A 17,690-nucleotide genomic window follows, 5' to 3' on the forward strand; every position below is an offset into this window, starting at 1 on the left:
TGATAAAACAAAAAACAGCAGGGATAGGCCTGCTGTTTTTTGTTTTATCAGTATACCGTTATTACTTTTCAGCCCATTCCTTGGCTCCCTGCTCCTTCAGTTTAGCAGTGAATGCCTTTGCCTTCTCCATAGCAGCCGCTTCCTCTTCCGGACTTGCATACGCATGCTTGTAGCCTTTCACCACATTCCATTCACCACGGGTGAAATCGGGGAATGCCACAGCCGCACAACCGTTGTCCATGGAAAGTTCTCCCAGTTCTGCAAGGCAGCACCACTCAGCAAGGTCGTATACATCCATATCCAAAGGAAGACCGTTCTGCAGGCAATATACCAGACGGCTGTCCATCACGAAGTCCATGCCACCATGACCTCCTACTTCCTTCGCCATCTCACCGTACTTCTTCAAAATGGGATGCTGGTATTTCTCCACGAGTGCCTCCATCTCCGTTTCCGGTAGGAAACCGTGTGAATTCAAATCATCCACTTTGGGCTGAACGCCCGATGCACTCAGCTGGTCAGCGTCAAGCGCATACCCTTCTACCGGATATTTGTTGGCGAATCCCTTGGTTCCCGTAAGCTGATACAGACGGTTATAGGGTTGTGGCGTCATTACATTGTGCTGAATCTCAATCACCTTTCCATTGGCTGTACGAATCATGGTCGTGGTATGGTCACCGTTACGGAATTCCTTGCACTCCTCGCCGGTTCTTTTCTCTACCAACTCCTTGCCCACCACAGACTTGGTATCCATGGCTACCAGCGTTTCCATACGGTCACCACGGTGAATATCCAGTGCTTGCGCCACCGGACCAAGGCCGTGAGTGGCATACACGTCACCGCGATGCTTCATGTTGTAGTCCAAACGCCAGCCCAACTTGTCATTTTCTCCATTCTTCCAGTAATAGTCCCAAAACGGGCTCAAGTTATGTATATAAGCACCTTGTGCACGGATAACTTCACCGAATACGCCATGCTGCGCCATGTTCAGCGTATTCATCTCGAACCAGTCATAGCAACAGTTCTCCAAGATGAAGCAATGCTTGCGGGTAGACTCACTCAAGTTAATCAAGTCCCAACATTCCTGTAGGTTCATGGCCGAAGGCACTTCTATCGCTACATTCTTTCCGTTCTCCAGCGCACACTTGGCAACGGGGAAGTGATGCAGCCAGTCCGCAGCAATATAAACCAAGTCTATATCATCACGCTTGCAAAGTTCCTCGTATCCCTTGTCACCGGAATAGACGGCGGCTTTGGGCATGGATGCCTTCTTCAAGAGCTCCTGACATTTATCTGCACGGGCCTCTTCATAATCACAAAGAGCCACTACCTGCGTACCCGGAATATAAGTGAAACGCTCCACTGCTCCGGGACCACGCATACCCAAACCAACAAAACCCACACGCACTGCCTCCAGCTTCGGAGTAGTCAGTCCCAATACACTCTTTTGTCCTGCCGGACGCTCGGGAGTCTTGACAACAATGGTACCATTCTGCCATTCCCATTGAGTTCCCTTCTCTGTGGTTTGCACAGTAGAAGTCTGGCTTGTGCATGCACCCAATACGAAGCACATTCCCAGCAACAACGATTTAACTGTTCCCATATTTCTGCTTTATTTAAGGTAAAAGAATTAATTGCAACAAAGATAGACAATCTTAACCAAAAGAAGATTATCAACAGCCATGTTCTTTTCAATCAGACAAAAGAATATACATACAGTAAACGCATTTAGATTAATTAACTCACTGTTTGATGCCAGTTTACGAAATATTCGTAGATTTGTATTGAATTCATTTAAATACTTTATCCATGGAAAAGTTAACGATACAAGAAGAAGAAGCAATGTTGTACATTTGGGAACTGGGCAGTTGCTTCGTAAAAGACATTGTTGCCAAATATCCCAAACCGGCGCCTCCCTACACAACAGTAGCATCTATTGTGAAAAACCTGGAGCGCAAGCAGTATATCCGTGCCGCACGTGTAGGCAATACCTACCAGTATACCCCGCTTATACGCGAAAGCGAATACAAACGTACCTTTATGAGCGGTTTTGTGCGCAACTACTTTGAAAATTCTTATAAGGAAATGGTTTCGTTCTTCGCCAAAGACCAGAAGATTTCGGCCAATGACCTGAAAGACATTATAGATATGATAGAGAAAGGAAAGGAGTAAACATGTTAGCCTATTTTCTGAAAGTGAATGTAGCGATAGTACTGTTTTATGCATTCTATCGGCTGTTCTTCTACAAAGACACATTTTTCGGCTGGCGCAGAACCGCACTGCTTTGTTTCTTTGCCGTTTCCGCTGCCGTACCTTTGCTGAACATACAAACGTGGATTACGGAGCAGGAACCGATGGTGGCCATGGCAGATCTCTATGCCAGCGTTGTGCTACCGGAACTCACAGTAGGCACAGAAGTGGCTCCGACCGACTGGAAAAGCATCCTTTCAGAATATGCCAATATCGCCTATTGGGGAATAGCGGCATTGCTGATGATACGCCTCATCATGCAACTGGCAGGCATCATCCGCCTAACATGCCGATGCCGCAAGATACAAATAGGCAACACAAGTATACATCTACTTCCCAAAGCAGACGGGCCTTTCTCTTTTTTCCACTGGATTTTTATCCACCCGTCCTCGCATACGGAAGAGGAGTTCAACGAAATATTGACCCATGAGCAGACACATGCCCGGCAATGGCACTCCATTGATGTCATCATCAGTGAACTGGTGTGCATTTTCTGCTGGTGTAATCCATTTGCCTGGCTCATGAAACGGGAAATCCGTACCAATCTGGAATATATGGCCGACGCCCGCGTATTGGAAAACGGCTATGACTCCAAAACCTATCAATACCATTTGTTAGGATTGTCACATCAAAAGGCTGCAGCAACCATCTATAACAGTTTCAATGTTTTACCTCTAAAAAAACGCATCAAGATGATGAACAAAAAGAGAACCAAAGAAATAGGAAGAACCAAATATTTGATGTTCCTTCCTTTAGCGGCCTTACTTATGATTGTCAGCAATATCGAAACCGTAGCGCGTACCACAAAGAAGATTGCGGTGGAAGTCATAGAAGCTGTAGATCCCCAAACCGAACAACCGGCACCGGAAGTTCAAGACCCTCAAGTAGCTCCCCAACCGGAACAAGACACAAAAACCGTGACTTACAAAGGAAAGGTAGTGGACAAGGATGGAAAGCCAATACAAGGTGTGAAAATACTAAGTGTTCCTAATTCTACTCCTACCGAAGTCACTACCCAAGCCGATGGAAGTTTTGAATTCAAAGCCTCTCCCAAAGCAAAATTATTATTCTTATATCAAGACGGAAACAAAAAGAAAGGCATCTCTTTCACTGATGAAAGATTACCCAAAGAAAACAAAACGAATTGGACAATCGTTTACAATGAGAAATGGAATGAAGTCATGCAAAGCGACCCGGGAACTCCAGACAATCCGATTTTCGAGGTAGTAGAGCATATGCCCGAATTCACTGGTGGAGGTATGCCTGCACTGATGGAATACTTGAGCAAGAACATCAAATATCCGGAAGCAGCTATGAAGAAAGGTATACAAGGACGGGGTATCGTGCAATTTGTTGTGGAGAAGGATGGAAGTATTACCAATGTAAAAATACTGCGTAGCGTTGACCCTGAATTGGACAAAGAAGCCGTGCGCGTAGTCAGTGCCATGCCTAAATGGAAACCCGGTACACAACGCGGAGAAGCAGTACGCGTAAGATTTACGGTACCAGTGATGTTCCGATTGACAGAAGACAAGACCCCGGTGAAGTATGCTCCCATTGAAAACAAAATAAATGAACTGGTGGTAGTGGGTTATGCTCCGGAAGGTACAACGGTACCGGAGGAGGGAACCATTTTTGAAGTTGTAGAACAAATGCCCGAATATCCCGGCGGTATGCCCGCAATGATGGAATTCATCAGCAAAAACATCAAATATCCGGCAGCTGCACAGCAAGCTAAGATTCAGGGAAGAGTTACCATACAGTTTATCGTAAATACAGAGGGCAACATCATCAATCCCAGAGTTCTCCGCAGTGCCGACCCTCTGCTGGATGCCGAAGCAATCCGCCTGACTACCATTATGCCTAAGTGGAAGCCCGGCATGCAAAGAGGACAAGCTGTAAATGTAAAATATACAGTTCCCATCATGTTCCGTCTGCAAGAACCGGAAAAGAGTCCTGCTGTTCAGAACGCCACTGTTACTCCAACTAAATAAACTAATTCTCTCTCCAAACAAGTTTAAATGAAAAAGAAGCAGTTACCCGGCGACGGGCAATTGCTCCTTTTTCATAAAGGAAATATCCATGTTTATTTATGCACTTCCACAATCCGTGTCGGTGCCATTTCCATATTTCTGCGGTCTACCTGGCGGACTACGGCGGCAGCCAGTTGCAGGAACGCACGCCCGGTCACCGTATTCTCATCCAAAGCAACCGGAGTGCCCTTATCACCACTCTCACAGATGCTCTGTACAATAGGTATCTGCCCCAGCAACGGTACATTCATCTCTTCCGCCAACCTCTTGGCTCCTTCTTTACCGAAAATATAGTATTTATTCTCCGGCAGTTCGGCAGGTGTAAACCAAGCCATATTCTCTACCAAACCGAGGATAGGCACATTCACTTTGTCATTGGTGAACATATTGATGCCTTTGCGTGCATCTGCCAGCGCCACAGCCTGCGGCGTGCTGACAACGATAGCCCCCGTCAGCGCCAATGTCTGCACCACAGTCAAGTGAATGTCACTCGTTCCGGGAGGAAGGTCAATAAGGAAATAATCCAGTTCTCCCCAGTCGGCATCACCAATCAATTGCTTTAAAGCATTGCTTGCCATACCTCCGCGCCACAAGGTGGCCTGATCGGGATCGACAAAGAAACCGATGGAAAGCAGCTTGATACCATACTTCTCTATCGGAACAATTAAATCACGTCCACCAATGTTCTCCGCCACCGGACGGGCATCTTCCACTTGGAACATCTTAGGAACGGAAGGTCCGAAGATATCAGCATCCAGCAGACCCACCTTATAACCCAACTTTGCCAAAGACACGGCAAGGTTGGCAGCAACCGTGGACTTGCCTACCCCACCTTTTCCGGAAGACACTCCGATAACATTCTTCACCTGAGGTAATAGCTTACCCACTTCCGGACGTGCCGCCTGACGGCTTTCAGTCGTAATCACAACCTCCACCTCGGGAGAAACATACGTATGTATAGCCGTCTCGGCAGCTTTCACCATCGACTTCATGAAAGGATCGGTCGGTTTCTCAAATGTCAGCGAGAAGCTGACCTTCATCCCTTCAATCCGCATGTTATCGGCCACCATCTCAGCCTCAACAAGATTCTTTCCAGTGCCGGGATAACGCACTGTTGCCAATGCATCAAGGATTAATTTTGGATATAATGTCATTGTATTTACTATTTGACGATTTACTATTTACTATATTTTATGCGAATCAGCAGTAGTTTTAACCACTGATTCACATCATTTACTGGTTTGCAGTCCACTACGCTTGCTACGGTTATAACTGCGATACTCATCCAGCTCTATCTCCACATCCGGCTCCTGCAACTCGCCCTCTTGCGGAAGATGGAACTTGATGTACTTGATATTCAAACCACGATCCAGCCATTGTTGTTCATAATAGGTCTTGATGCTGAGTATCTCATCAGCCATGCCGGAGTGATATAAGTCTTCCGTCATCACATCCACCGGCAACCGGTTTCTTTCAATCATGTACCGGGTATAGGTAAACATGAAGTTGCTGTCCGTCTTCAGATGAACGATACCGTCATTCTTCAGGAACTTGCGGTAGCGCTCCATGAAATAAGTGGAAGTAAGCCTTTTGGTAGCCTTCTTCATCTGCGGGTCCGAGAAAGTAAGCCAGATCTCACTCACTTCATCCGAAGCAAAAAAACGGTCGATGATTTCGATATTCGTACGCAGAAAGGCCACATTCTTCATGCCCGATTGCAGCGACTCGGTAGCTCCCGTCCACATACGGGCTCCCTTTATATCCACTCCGATGAAGTTCTTATCGGGAAACATGCGTCCCAATCCGACAGTATATTCTCCCCTACCACAGCCCAGTTCCAGAACAATAGGATGGTCATTTTTGAAAAACTGCCCATGCCAATTTCCTTTCATGTCAAACGGCACATTATCTACCGCGGAATACGGATACTCGAAAACATGCGGATAACTCGCCATATCGGCAAACTTCTCTAACTTGTTTTTTCCCATTTAAGAAGTATTGAAACATAAAACATATTATTTTAAGCACGGATTGCACGGATTTTCACGGTTTCTCTTAAATCTATCCGTGTTTTCCGCGCAATCCGTGCCTAAAAGTATAAAAACAAAGTCCCGGCAAGTCTTATACGATAGACATTACCGTATTATTCAACGATCGTTACCCAACCATGAGTATCTGGCTCGTCACCATACTGGATGGCACGCAGCTTGTTGTAAAGCTTCGTACATACCGGTCCCGGTTTTCCATCTTTGGAAATAACGTATGCCTTGCCGTTCTCTACGTCGTCAATACGTTCGATGGGGCTGATAACGGCAGCTGTACCGCAGGCACCCGCTTCCTCGAAAGTCAGCAATTCTTCTTCAGGAACCGGACGACGCTCTACCTTCATACCCATATCCTCTGCCAGCTGCATCAGGCTCTTGTTGGTGATGGAGGGCAAGATGGAAGTAGATTTCGGAGTGATATACGTATTGTCCTTGATACCAAAGAAGTTGGCAGCACCACATTCGTCCATGTATTTCTTTTCCTTGGCATCCAGATAGAACTCGCAGGCATAACCCAAATCGTGCGCTTTCTTGTTGGCACGCAAACTGGCTGCATAGTTACCACCTACTTTATAAGTACCGGTACCCAATGGAGCAGCACGGTCGAATTCGCGGATAATGACATACGGATTGGTTGAGAATCCACCCTTAAAGTAAGGACCTACCGGGGTCACGAACACCACAAACAGATATTCGCTGGCAGGATGTACGCCTACTTGTGCACCGGTACCCACCAGCAACGGACGGATATACAGAGAAGCACCCGATTCATAAGGCGGAATGAAACGCTCGTTCAGCTTCACCACCTTCAGAATAGCTTCTTTGAAACGCTCTGTAGAAAGTTCCGGCATCAAGATGCCACGGCAAGTGGATTGCAGGCGGGCTGCATTCTCTTCCAAACGGAAGATACGCACTTTACCGTCTTTGCCACGGAAAGCCTTCAAACCCTCAAACGCTTCCTGACCGTAGTGCAAACAAGTGGCAGCCATATGCATAGGAATGGTTTCCTCGCTGCAAACTTCCAGTTCGCCCCATTGTTCGTTACGATAGTAAATTCTCACATTGTAATCTGTCTTCATGTATCCGAACGGCAGATTAGCCCAATCAAGTTCTTTCATATCTCAAAGTATTAGTTACTTCTATTACGTACATTTTGCAACAAAAATAGCTTTTATTCTTCAGATTCCCGCTTCTCCGACAGTAATTTTTCAATTTCCTTATCAGCTTTGGTCAATTTATCGCTGCAAAATGCTATAATTCCATTTGCTTCCTTTATTTTTTCAGCAAGCACATCTATCTCCAGTTCATTGTTGTCTATCTGGCCGACAATTTTCTCCAAACGTGCCATGGCTTCGGAGTAGGTTTCTTTTTTCTTGGACACCATATTATTTACGATTTGACGGTTTACGATTTACGATTGAGGTTACTTCTCCTTTTTGGAGCAGGGTGGTGATTTCATCTCCTTCATTCAGCAAGCCGACATTTTTCACAACCTTCCCGTCTTTCAACGTGATGCTGTAACCGCGGGCAAGCAGCTTTTCCGGTGAAGCATCCACCAAGCGTTGCTGCAACAATTCCAGACGGTGGCGATAGCGGGACAAATAGGAAGTGACAGCTTGCACTACATCTTTCCGCGCAGTCAGTAAAGCCATTTTTGCATCGGATATGCAGCGGTATGAGACAGAAGGAATCCGGTTCTTGCAGACAGACAACTTGCGCTGTTCCTGCTGCAACAGATTCCTGACCCCCTCATGCAAGCGGGAAACAAGCATTTCCAGTTCATCGGCGGCATTGTTCATGAGGTCTATCAAGAACTCGGCGGCGGCCGTAGGGGTCTTTACACGGGTATGTGCCACAGAATCCAGCACCGTGTCGTCCCGCTCGTGACCGATACCCGTTATGATAGGTAACGGAAACTGTGCACAAGCAGCAGCAAGCAGATAGGTATCGAAACCGGACAAGTCGGACGTGGCGCCTCCACCGCGAATAATGGCAACCACATCAAACTCGGACAAGCGTGCATTCACCCGGTCGAGAGCAGAAAGGACAGACTCCTCCACACGGTCACCCTGCATCAAGGCAGGAAACAGCTCCGTATAAAAGTAGAACCCCCGGGAATTGTTTTCCAGCTGATGACAGAAGTCACCATAGCCCGCCGCCGTCGGTGAAGATATGACGGCAATACGTTGTGGCAGGCGGGGTATATCCAGTTCTTTATTAAGAGTGAGGACTCCCTCCTCCTCAAGCTGCCTCAATATTTCCCTGCGGCGACGCGCCATATCGCCCAACGTATAGGTGGGATCTATGTCCTGCACTGTCAAACTATATCCATAAAGTTCGTGGAAACTGACAGTGACCTGAACCAGCACTTTGATGCCCGAGACAAATGCCTGCCCCGTAGCCTCCTCAAAATAGGGCTTCAGCAACCGAAACACATTTGCCCAGATGGTGCCTCTCGCCTTAGCTACCAGACTATTGCTACGGGGATCTTTCTGCACAAATTCCAGATAGCAATGCCCTGTACTGTTGGTACGCACATCGCTCAACTCTGCCTGCACCCAAAACTCATCGGGGAGACACTGCTCCAGACTACGGCGCACAAGGGCATTCAACTCTTGTAAAGACAAGGCTTCCATATAGCTATCATTCAACCAGTTATAACTTTATAAAATTTTATCCGTAATAAAGCGGTACTTTATTCGTGATAAAGTGACAATACACTATTGGCAAGCCAACAGAAATTCTCGTTATTTGTTTCTTTCGGACTGATAATCCTGATACGCCTTCCACATATCGGGCACGCCATAGCCATAGATATTATCAGGATAATCCGTACGGTCACCGGAACGGCGCACCAATTCTATCACTTCTTTTGCCGTAAGTTCGGGACAAGCCTGCCACAAGCAAGCCACCATGCCGCACATAATGGGTGAGGCAAAAGAGGTACCGTTCGCCCTTCCCTGGTTGCCGTCCGTACGTATAACGTCGGCACCCAGCCCGACGGCTACAACATCCGGCTTTATCCGATGGTCTGCCGTATTCCCTACAGACGAGAAAGGAGCCAGAACAGCTTCCTTGTCGACAGCACCCACCGTCAGCACATTCTCGGCATCGCCCGGAGGCGTAATCTTCTTCCAAGAACCGGTGCCCGAATTTCCGGCACTGCATACCAATACCATGCCCTTATCGGCTATGCGCGATGCCTGACGTGACATCAGCGCATAGTGCCCATCCAGATTGCGGAGCTTATAATTCTTGGATTTATCATCGAAAGCGTAATATCCCAATGAAGTATTAAGCACATCCACTCCCACGCTATCGGCATATTCCACAGCAGCAGCCCAGTAGTCCTGCTCTACCAGATGCTCGGAGTATTCGTCTTCGCTACGCAGCAACCAGAAAGAAGCTTCGGGAGCTGTACCGGTCATGACACCGGGGCGATTCATGGCGATGCACGAGAGCACCGCCATGCCGTGGCTGCTTTCGGCAAATATATCCGATTGGGGATTCACAAAATCCTTCGTACCCAGGATGCGGATATTCTGCATAGCGGTTATCTTGTCGGCATTGTGGAAACCCGCGTCGATAACGGCAATCGTCATTCCTTGTCCCTTGAAGCCTTCTTCGTGCAGCTTATCGCCATTGCTCAGCCGTATCTGGTCGACAGCCAATCCATAAATGCTGTCGGGATGCACGCTCGGGCGGTTTATCAGAGAGTCGCGCTCTGTCGCCATGAACGGCCCGTCACCTCCGGGAGCTATCCAGACCTTTTCCGTCTTCCGAACAAAAGGCAGGGCGGCAATACGCTCTATCAATGCAGAGTCGTTGCAGGACACTGTAACAAAATTCTCCCATTTGCCGGTAACGACAATCTTCGCGCCTTGCCTGCGAATCTCATCCACATACTTACGGCATACCGGAAGGTCTGTCGAGTCTATCGGAAGATTCTGCTTCCGGCGACGCTCAATCGCCTTTTCAGAAAGGAACGCTTCCGGATGTTCCAGCGAATACGTGGTGGCAGCCTTATCCTTCAGGCTGATACGATACTTCAAAGTATCTTGTTGTGCCGATGCTCCCGCCGCAAACAGGACAAAGGCTGAAAGAAGTACAAGTCTTTTCACAATTAGAAATTATAAATTAAAAATTAAAGAAACATCCCGATGCCCCGTTGGGAAGCGATGAATGAGCCTCCAACCACACGCCGGCCGACATAGAACACGGCAGACTGTCCTGGAGCAATGGCAGAAGCCTCCGACAAGAAGTGCACCAGCAGACGCCCGTCCTCCAGGCGCTTCACGGTGCAAGGAATAGGTTTGCTGCGATAACGGATGCGCACGGTGAGTTCTTCCGATCCAAAGAATTCGTCTTCATCCGTCAGATTCTCCTCTTCGGCCAGCATATATCCGGCCTTCAATTGTTCCGCATCGCCCAGCATCACGGTATTCTTCTGCGGATTAATTTTCAGCACATAGGCAGGTTTGCCCAAAGCTATCTCCAGGCCTTTCCTCTGTCCGATAGTGTAGTAAGGAAATCCTTTGTGCTCCCCCAGTTTGACGCCTTCCGAATTGACAAACCATCCCGGCCCCACTTCACTGTCTATCTCCGAGGAATGCTCGCGCAAGAAGTCGCGGTAGTCTCCCTTGATGAAACAGACTTCCATGCTTTCCCCTTCTTCCGCCTTGAGCGTATATCCTTTATCACGAAGATACTCGCGAACCTGCATCTTGGTGGATGCTCCCAACGGGAAGATGCATCGCTTCAACACCTCCTGCCCCAGTCGCCAGAGGAAATAGGACTGGTCTTTCTTATCATCATCCCCGGCAACAATGTAAACCTTCCCGTTCCGTTCCTCCAGACGGGTGTAGTGCCCGGTAGCAATGAACGCACACCCCAACCTGTCCGCCCACTCCGTCAGGATACGGAACTTGAATAACGGATTACACATCACACAAGGATTGGGAGTACGCCCCCGACGATATTCATCGATAAAGTTCTGAACAATAATCTGCCGGAAAGCCTCACGCTCATCTGCCACATGGTGTTCAATTCCCATACTGTCGGCAAGGTTGCGGGCTTCCACCGGTTCGTCTCCCCACACCCACATGGTGAGGCCGACTATCTCATAGCCCTGTTCCCTCAACATCAGGCAAGTGGCGGTACTGTCTATACCTCCACTCATTCCCACTAATACTCGCTTTTCGGATTTGTTCATATTCTGCCATTCATTCATATAATCTGCAAAAGTACACGTTTTCAAGCAGAATACACAGCTTTTCAGCTAAAGAGAGAGTATTTTCATCCTCCACAGCCTTCACCTTCTTCCTCAACCTTCCTATTCATCGGCTTTTCCGGTAAGACCTCTTTCCTTCGCACTACCGCACCTCATAGGTGTTCCGGCGTTTTCTTATCAATTACGCATCTGTCTTTGATTACACCTCCTTTCCTCTTAGCATAACCATTTATGAATCAGCAGATAATCAGTGCAAAAAGAATGCAACCATTTTGCAGTGACGCTACGCCCCTACTACAGTGAGGTTAGCAGCAGGCAATTGACAGCTCCCGAGCCTTCAACGGGAAAGCGAATACAAGGTTTTTACCCGATAATCCATTTACTGCCCGGTATCAACGAGATGAGCTTGGTTGCCACGAAACAACTGATAAACGTACATACCGCTATAACCGGAATGGCAGCCACAGTGGGCAATCCCAATGTAGACTTAAACACCGACACCCACAAGCCAAGCCAGAAAATGTGCATAAGAAACATGCCGTAGCTGAGTTTAGACATTTCGGCAATGATGCGCGGAGGCTGCGGAATGCTGATACAGCCGAACAACAAAAATGTGCCTGCCGTCAACGCCACGCAATTAAGGGTACAGAAAGCCCATCCCACCTCAATGACCGGTGTAGAATGAACCACTCCTGGAACAGCCTGGACATAGAACGACCATATGGTAGCCGCCGCGCCGACCAGCATAAGCAAGAAACCGACCCGCAGACGCAAGGAGCGCCCCCAAGTAAGATGCACGCGGATATAATGTGCCAGCACAAGATAGCCTAAATAACCCGAAAAATACCATAACATGTGATATTCGTTCCAGAAACACTGTCCCCATACTTCACCAAACCAACGGTTGAGGAAAGGTATACAAGTAGAAATCAGAAACAATCCGATGAAGAAACGTTCTTCTTTGGCCGAAACCTTCTCCAGCCACGGTGAAATGACCGGAATGAACAGATAAAGACTTATCAACGGATACATAAACCAGAAGTGCCCGGCAAGCGCAGGAAAGTTCAGCCAGATACGTGAAAGGTCGTTCAGAGATTGTTCGCCGTCTATCTGTCCCCACAACATGGGCAACGTGCTATATAGTACCATGAAAAAGACGAACGGCGGCATGATGCGCAGGAAACGTTTGCGGTAAAACTGCCAACAGCTTTGTCCTTTCTTCATCGGTGCAAGCAGATAAGCCGAAACAATCATGAACAGAGGCACAGACATACGAGAGAAACCATCATAAACTGATACCCACAACCTATCGGCCTCATTCTGAAGGAAAGACTGCGGTCCTACCATATCTGTAGAGCCGGCAGCTCCATAAAAATTCTCACTGGCATGAACCAACATGACCAAGAAGCACGCAAACACGCGCACGTAATCCAAAAAAGCAATACGTTTCATTTTATTTTAAGTTTTCTATTTATGCAAGTCAGGAGTTAAAGATGTCAGCACTTCACTACTGTCCGCATCATTCATCAATTTATTCTCTTGTATTCGGGAACGCAGATATCCTTAACCGCGCAGCTCCCATAGGGATGAGTGTGATTTCTTCTTTGTCGCCTCTCGCTGCATCCTCTTCGGGCAACACGCCACACAACCCGGTTTCATCTATTTCCCATTCGGGAACCAATCGGCCGACAGCCTTCACCTCCAAAGGTACATTGGCCACCGTAAAAGGGTAGTCGTCGGCCGGCCATGATTTACGGATTACCTCGAAGTGTTTCAAGGGTTCTGTCTTGTCCAACACCAGCGAATAATTCCACGCGCTGCCGGAATATATCTCAGTAGTGGGCCATTTTTGAGGGTCAGCATCTTTTTGCCATTTAGAATCACCGATGGCCGTTTCGCGGCTGTCCTTCTCCACATATTTCTCAGCAATCTTAAGAGAGAGCGTGAGAGGACCGTAATCCACACTTACGCTGTTTTTATTGACCTGCCAGGTGCGCATGGACAAAGACATCGGAAACGTCAATTCCACACAGTCACCATCCGACCACTCGCGATGGATGCAGAGATACTTCCCTGCCACGGGAACCGCATCCACTTCCTCACCATTCACGCACACTTTCGCCTTTTGAGTCCATGAAGGGATTCGGAAATAGAACGGGAAGACGACTTTTCCCTCGGTAGAGACAGAAAAACGGATGTCTTCCTCAAAAGGATAATTCGTCTCTTCGTGCAAAGTGATTTCCTTTCCATCAGCTACTTTCACCACAGCTTTGCAAGCTGCATAAAGAGCCGTTGCCACTCCATTGTCGGGAGTTGCCAAAACCAGATGCTCGGCAAAGTAGGGCCAGCCTTGTGCATGATTGTGCTGACAGCAACGACTGCTGAAAGGATTCATCGAAAGAAACGGTCCGCGGTTGTCAATGCCCGGATGATGATTCTTGGAATCACTGACGACATGGTTCGGGCAAGTGATGTAGCGCAACGCTTTAAAATCCGGCATCACGGCAACCGGATAAGAGTTAAATGCAACTTCTTCGCAATGCTCGGCCCATAAGGGATCGCCCGTTATGCGAAGCATAATTTCATCAGAAGCCATCTGCTCAACCAGCCCGCAGGTTTCCACCCCTTGGCGGGGGTCGATATATCCCAAACGGGCATTCTCATCTGCCCCGAACATGCCACCGGGCACTTGCCCGAAAGTACGACGAATCAGTCGATGGACATTATAAGAGGCTTTCAGCATGGCAGAATCACCGGTCTGCATATAATAAGTAGCAGGCTCACGGAAACATTGGGCAATGTTTACGTTGTGCCAGTTGGGCAAAGAGGTCGACTGAGTCCAGTCCGCAGTATTGCGATGAATCTTTTCGGCCAATTCGAGCAAAAAAGCATCTCCCGTATGACTGTAAAGCCAGTAAATGCTAATGATATTATCGCCTCCACGACTATTCTCCCAAAAGTCTTCCAGAAGTCGGTCGTCGGGAACCGTCATCTGCCATCTAAAGTAGTTTGTCATCAGGTCTATGACACGCTGGTCTTGAGAATACTCGTAATAAGATTGCAGGCACCAGAGCATAATCATCTGTGCCCAAAGTTCGCGTTTTCCATTGCGTTCGTTGACCGGGCCGAAATAACCGTCCGGCTGGCGACTGGCAAATACGCCTTCGATCCAGTATTTGGTTTCTTCTATCATCTTCGGATCATTCAGAATATATGCCAAACTGCTATACCCTTTGAGCCAATAGGGAACTTCCTCCCAACCATGGTCCCCACCGGTCGTAAGCCAAGCGTTGTCATCCTTTTCCAACCAAGCACTGATTTCCCCTAAATGTCCGGTCAGGCCGTCGCGCTGCAACTCCAGAAATTTCCTTACCCACCCCTCGGGACGGATGTTGCCTACTGGCAATTTTATAAAGTTCAATGGACGAAGCGGGGCACGGTAACCCATATAATTAGTATTGACAGCATGTATATCCGGCCGGTCAACCACCGTCACCGTACCAGCAGAAGAGGCAGAAGTACAAGCCATAACCGAAATTGCCAATGCCACGAAAAGGAAGGCAGCCACCCATGTATATAAGTTCTTCATGTTATATCTTAATCAATGCTATTCAATAAATCCACCTTCCCTTCATTAACCAACTTCAATATCAACTCACCGAAAAGGGTGTTCTGCCAAGCAAACCAAGGGCGGGTGAAGTTAGTTGCATCATCCTTATGGAACGACTCGTGCATGAAGCCCGTACCGGCATCCGTATCCATCAGCATCTTGATGCAAGTTTTGATTTCGGCATCATCCCGGCTTGTGAAAGCTTTCATCATAATGCTCATAGGCCACACCATGTCATAGCCGATATGCGGTCCGCCGATACCTTCACCGGCTTTGCCGCAGAAGAAATAAGGATTGCTGTCGCTCCACACAAAACGGCGGGTATTCTGATAAATAGGGTCATTGACGTCTACATCTCCCAGATAGGGCATGGCAAGCAAGCTAGGCACATTGGCATCGTCCATCAGCAAATGATTACCGAAACCATCAACCTCGAAAGCATAAATGGTACCAAATTCAGGATGATTGTAGGTTGCATAGCGTTTCAAAGCCATTTCCACCTCATCGGCCAAGGCACGGCAATCGGCAGCCAAAGCAGTCTCCTTGTTCACTGTTTCCAGAATCTCGGCAGCCTTACGCAAGGAAGTGACAGCAAAGAAGTTGGAAGGCACAAGGAACTGAAGCGTTGTGGCATCGTCCGACGGGCGGAAGCAGGACACGATAAGTCCCACCGGACGGACAGGAGCACCCAGACCATCATTGTTCAGCGTATCGAGCGCACGCTCCGTCTTGCGTTGAAATTTGTAGGGACCGGCACCCTCTTTGCGCTGCTGCTGACAAAAAGTAGTATAAATATTGCGGATGGCTTCCAGCCATTCAGCACCGAAAACCGAAGTGTCACCCGTCACCTGCCAGTAGTGATAAGCCAACCGTAAAGGATAACAAAGCGAGTCGATTTCCCATTTACGTTCATGCAGTTCGGGCTTCATGTCAGTAAGGTCACTCATCCAATGCCCATCGGGCAGCGCACCATCGTTGTAAGCATTCGCATATGGGTCGATATTGATACATTTGAACTGGCGTAGAATAACACCGGCCAGCATCTCTTTCAGTTTCGGGTCGTTATTGGCAAGCTGCACATATGGCCATACTTGCGCCCCTGAGTCACGCAACCACATAGCATGGATGTCACCCGTATATACAAAAGTATCAGGCTTTCCATCGCTGCCCTTGCGGAAGTGCACAGTAGTATCCAGCGTATTTGGAAAACAGTTGGCAAACATCCAGGAAAGCTTGCGGTTCTTCAAAAGCATCTGTACACGGACAATCTCTTTCTCCACGGCAGTGGAACGGAAAAGTCGTTGTTTCTCTTTAGGACGGTTAGAGGTATAGTTACCGGCAGATACCGTATTATCCTGCACGGCTACAAAGCCCGCATTGGCAAGAAGGCAGCTACTATTGACAGCCTGAACCATCCCGGCAGCCGCAGCCAGGACAAGGCTGAAACAAATCTTTTTGGAATTAAGACTCATATTTCTTCTATATAAATTTGAATTGAAAATTGCTATTAGTCAAGTGGAGGGGTGGTAGCTTTCACTCCCTCGAAAGTCATGCGCACCGGCTTTATCTTTCCTTTTTTGTCAAAGTACATCCGGTCAATGCAGGTGGCACGGCTGTTTGCTGCCGTTTCTCCCAACGGGCGACGGTGGTAAATGATGTACCATTCGTCCTTACCTTTTCCACGCACCACTGAATGATGTCCGGCACCGGTAGCCACATCGGCATCCTGCTGAAGAATGATTCCCTCGCGATGGAACGGCCCGAAAGGAGAGTCGGCAATGGCATAGGCCACACGGTAGTCGGGACTTCCCCAACCGCCTTCCGACCACATGAAGTAATACTTTCCGTTACGTTTCAACATGAAAGGACCTTCCACATAGTCCTGAGGAGTCACTTCTTTATAGACTGTGCCATCATCAAAAGGAACGACACTAAGTAAATCGGAAGACAGTTTCACGATGTTGCAATGCCCCCATCCGCCATAGTACATATAGTAAGTGCCATCGTCATCACGGAACACAAACTGGTCGATGGGCTGTGCGCCATTCACAATTTTATCAATCAGGGGCTTGCCCAGCACATCTTTGAAAGGACCTGCCGGATTGTCTGCCACAGCCACACCGATACCGCCAATCTCAGAGTTGTTCTGTATATCGTTCCCTCCGAAGAAAAGATAATAGCGGTCATTGGCCTCGATAACAGCCGGCGCCCACAAAGCACGGCGCAACCATGGGATATTTTCCTTTGAAAGCACGCGTGGATGTTTGGTCCAATGCACCAAGTCGGGCGAAGAATAGGCATCCATAAAAGTCTGTTCATCATAAGGAGCGGAATATGTAGGATAAATCCAGAACTTCCCGTCCAGCACTATTCCCTCAGGGTCGGCATACCAACCGGGAAAAATCGGATTGCCGCTACGTTTCTTTTGAACTTCTTCACCAGATTGCGCATAAACAGAAGAAGAGGAGCAAAACAATGCCAAGCAGTAAATAGTAAGTTTCTTAAGTTTCATGGTAAATAGGGTT

Annotated in this window: 14 protein-coding genes; 2 read left to right on the plus strand and 12 right to left on the minus strand. The window is 48.0% G+C overall.

The features are described 5' to 3' along the window. Positions 1-61: 61 nt before the first annotated feature. Positions 62-1,600 carry a Gfo/Idh/MocA family protein gene (locus ITJ87_RS00620; RefSeq protein WP_117965183.1) on the minus strand — a complete coding sequence of 513 codons (1,539 nt, stop codon included), beginning with the start codon at positions 1,598-1,600 and terminating at the stop codon, positions 62-64. A 206-nt stretch (positions 1,601-1,806) separates the two neighbouring features. Here ITJ87_RS00620 and ITJ87_RS00625 point away from each other — a divergent pair, with 206 nt between their 5' ends. Together ITJ87_RS00625 and ITJ87_RS00630 are read left to right on the plus strand one after the other, a co-directional pair. Then, complete coding sequence (locus ITJ87_RS00625; RefSeq protein WP_005829755.1) at positions 1,807-2,169, plus strand: BlaI/MecI/CopY family transcriptional regulator; 363 nt, start codon at positions 1,807-1,809, stop codon at positions 2,167-2,169. A gap of 2 nt (positions 2,170-2,171) precedes the next feature. Beyond that, positions 2,172-4,241 carry a M56 family metallopeptidase gene (locus ITJ87_RS00630; protein WP_117965181.1) on the plus strand — a complete coding sequence of 690 codons (2,070 nt, stop codon included), beginning with the start codon at positions 2,172-2,174 and terminating at the stop codon, positions 4,239-4,241. Positions 4,242-4,333: 92 nt separating this feature from the next. Here ITJ87_RS00630 and ITJ87_RS00635 read toward each other — a convergent pair whose 3' ends face one another. The 11 genes from ITJ87_RS00635 to ITJ87_RS00685 form a co-directional block, all read right to left on the minus strand. Then, complete coding sequence (locus ITJ87_RS00635; RefSeq protein ID WP_117965179.1) at positions 4,334-5,434, minus strand: Mrp/NBP35 family ATP-binding protein; 1,101 nt, start codon at positions 5,432-5,434, stop codon at positions 4,334-4,336. A 75-nt stretch (positions 5,435-5,509) separates the two neighbouring features. Beyond that, positions 5,510-6,268 (minus strand): tRNA (guanosine(46)-N7)-methyltransferase TrmB, encoded by a 759-nt coding sequence (gene trmB / locus ITJ87_RS00640; protein WP_117600806.1) that lies wholly within the window; start codon positions 6,266-6,268, stop codon positions 5,510-5,512. Between the two features lie 155 nt (positions 6,269-6,423). Continuing rightward, on the minus strand, positions 6,424-7,443 hold the full coding sequence (locus tag ITJ87_RS00645) for a branched-chain amino acid aminotransferase (RefSeq protein ID WP_117713802.1): 1,020 nt from the start codon (positions 7,441-7,443) through the stop codon (positions 6,424-6,426). 53 nt (positions 7,444-7,496) lie between these two features. Further along, on the minus strand, positions 7,497-7,709 hold the full coding sequence (gene xseB / locus ITJ87_RS00650; RefSeq protein WP_117713801.1) for an exodeoxyribonuclease VII small subunit: 213 nt from the start codon (positions 7,707-7,709) through the stop codon (positions 7,497-7,499). 1 nt (position 7,710) lies between these two features. Beyond that, positions 7,711-8,961, minus strand: coding sequence for an exodeoxyribonuclease VII large subunit (gene xseA / locus ITJ87_RS00655; protein ID WP_117713800.1), 1,251 nt, complete (start codon positions 8,959-8,961; stop codon positions 7,711-7,713). 111 nt (positions 8,962-9,072) lie between these two features. Beyond that, on the minus strand, positions 9,073-10,446 hold the full coding sequence (locus ITJ87_RS00660; protein WP_098032180.1) for a S8 family serine peptidase: 1,374 nt from the start codon (positions 10,444-10,446) through the stop codon (positions 9,073-9,075). A 23-nt stretch (positions 10,447-10,469) separates the two neighbouring features. Beyond that, a complete protein-coding gene (mnmA, locus tag ITJ87_RS00665) occupies positions 10,470-11,537 on the minus strand; it encodes a tRNA 2-thiouridine(34) synthase MnmA (RefSeq protein ID WP_117713812.1) in 1,068 nt (355 codons plus the stop codon). Between the two features lie 381 nt (positions 11,538-11,918). Next, positions 11,919-13,007, minus strand: coding sequence for an acyltransferase (locus ITJ87_RS00670; RefSeq protein ID WP_117600803.1), 1,089 nt, complete (start codon positions 13,005-13,007; stop codon positions 11,919-11,921). A 79-nt stretch (positions 13,008-13,086) separates the two neighbouring features. Further along, the gene (locus tag ITJ87_RS00675) at positions 13,087-15,144 is read right to left on the minus strand and encodes a beta-L-arabinofuranosidase domain-containing protein (protein ID WP_098032182.1); all 2,058 of its coding nucleotides are present in this window, start codon (positions 15,142-15,144) and stop codon (positions 13,087-13,089) included. An 8-nt stretch (positions 15,145-15,152) separates the two neighbouring features. After that, positions 15,153-16,637 carry a glycoside hydrolase family 125 protein gene (locus ITJ87_RS00680; RefSeq protein ID WP_117965177.1) on the minus strand — a complete coding sequence of 495 codons (1,485 nt, stop codon included), beginning with the start codon at positions 16,635-16,637 and terminating at the stop codon, positions 15,153-15,155. 35 nt (positions 16,638-16,672) lie between these two features. Next, complete coding sequence (locus ITJ87_RS00685) at positions 16,673-17,677, minus strand: glycoside hydrolase family 43 protein (RefSeq protein WP_117965175.1); 1,005 nt, start codon at positions 17,675-17,677, stop codon at positions 16,673-16,675. Positions 17,678-17,690 lie beyond the last annotated feature (13 nt).

The organism is Bacteroides sp. HF-162, from assembly GCF_015679285.1.
Classification (GTDB): domain Bacteria; phylum Bacteroidota; class Bacteroidia; order Bacteroidales; family Bacteroidaceae; genus Bacteroides; species Bacteroides uniformis.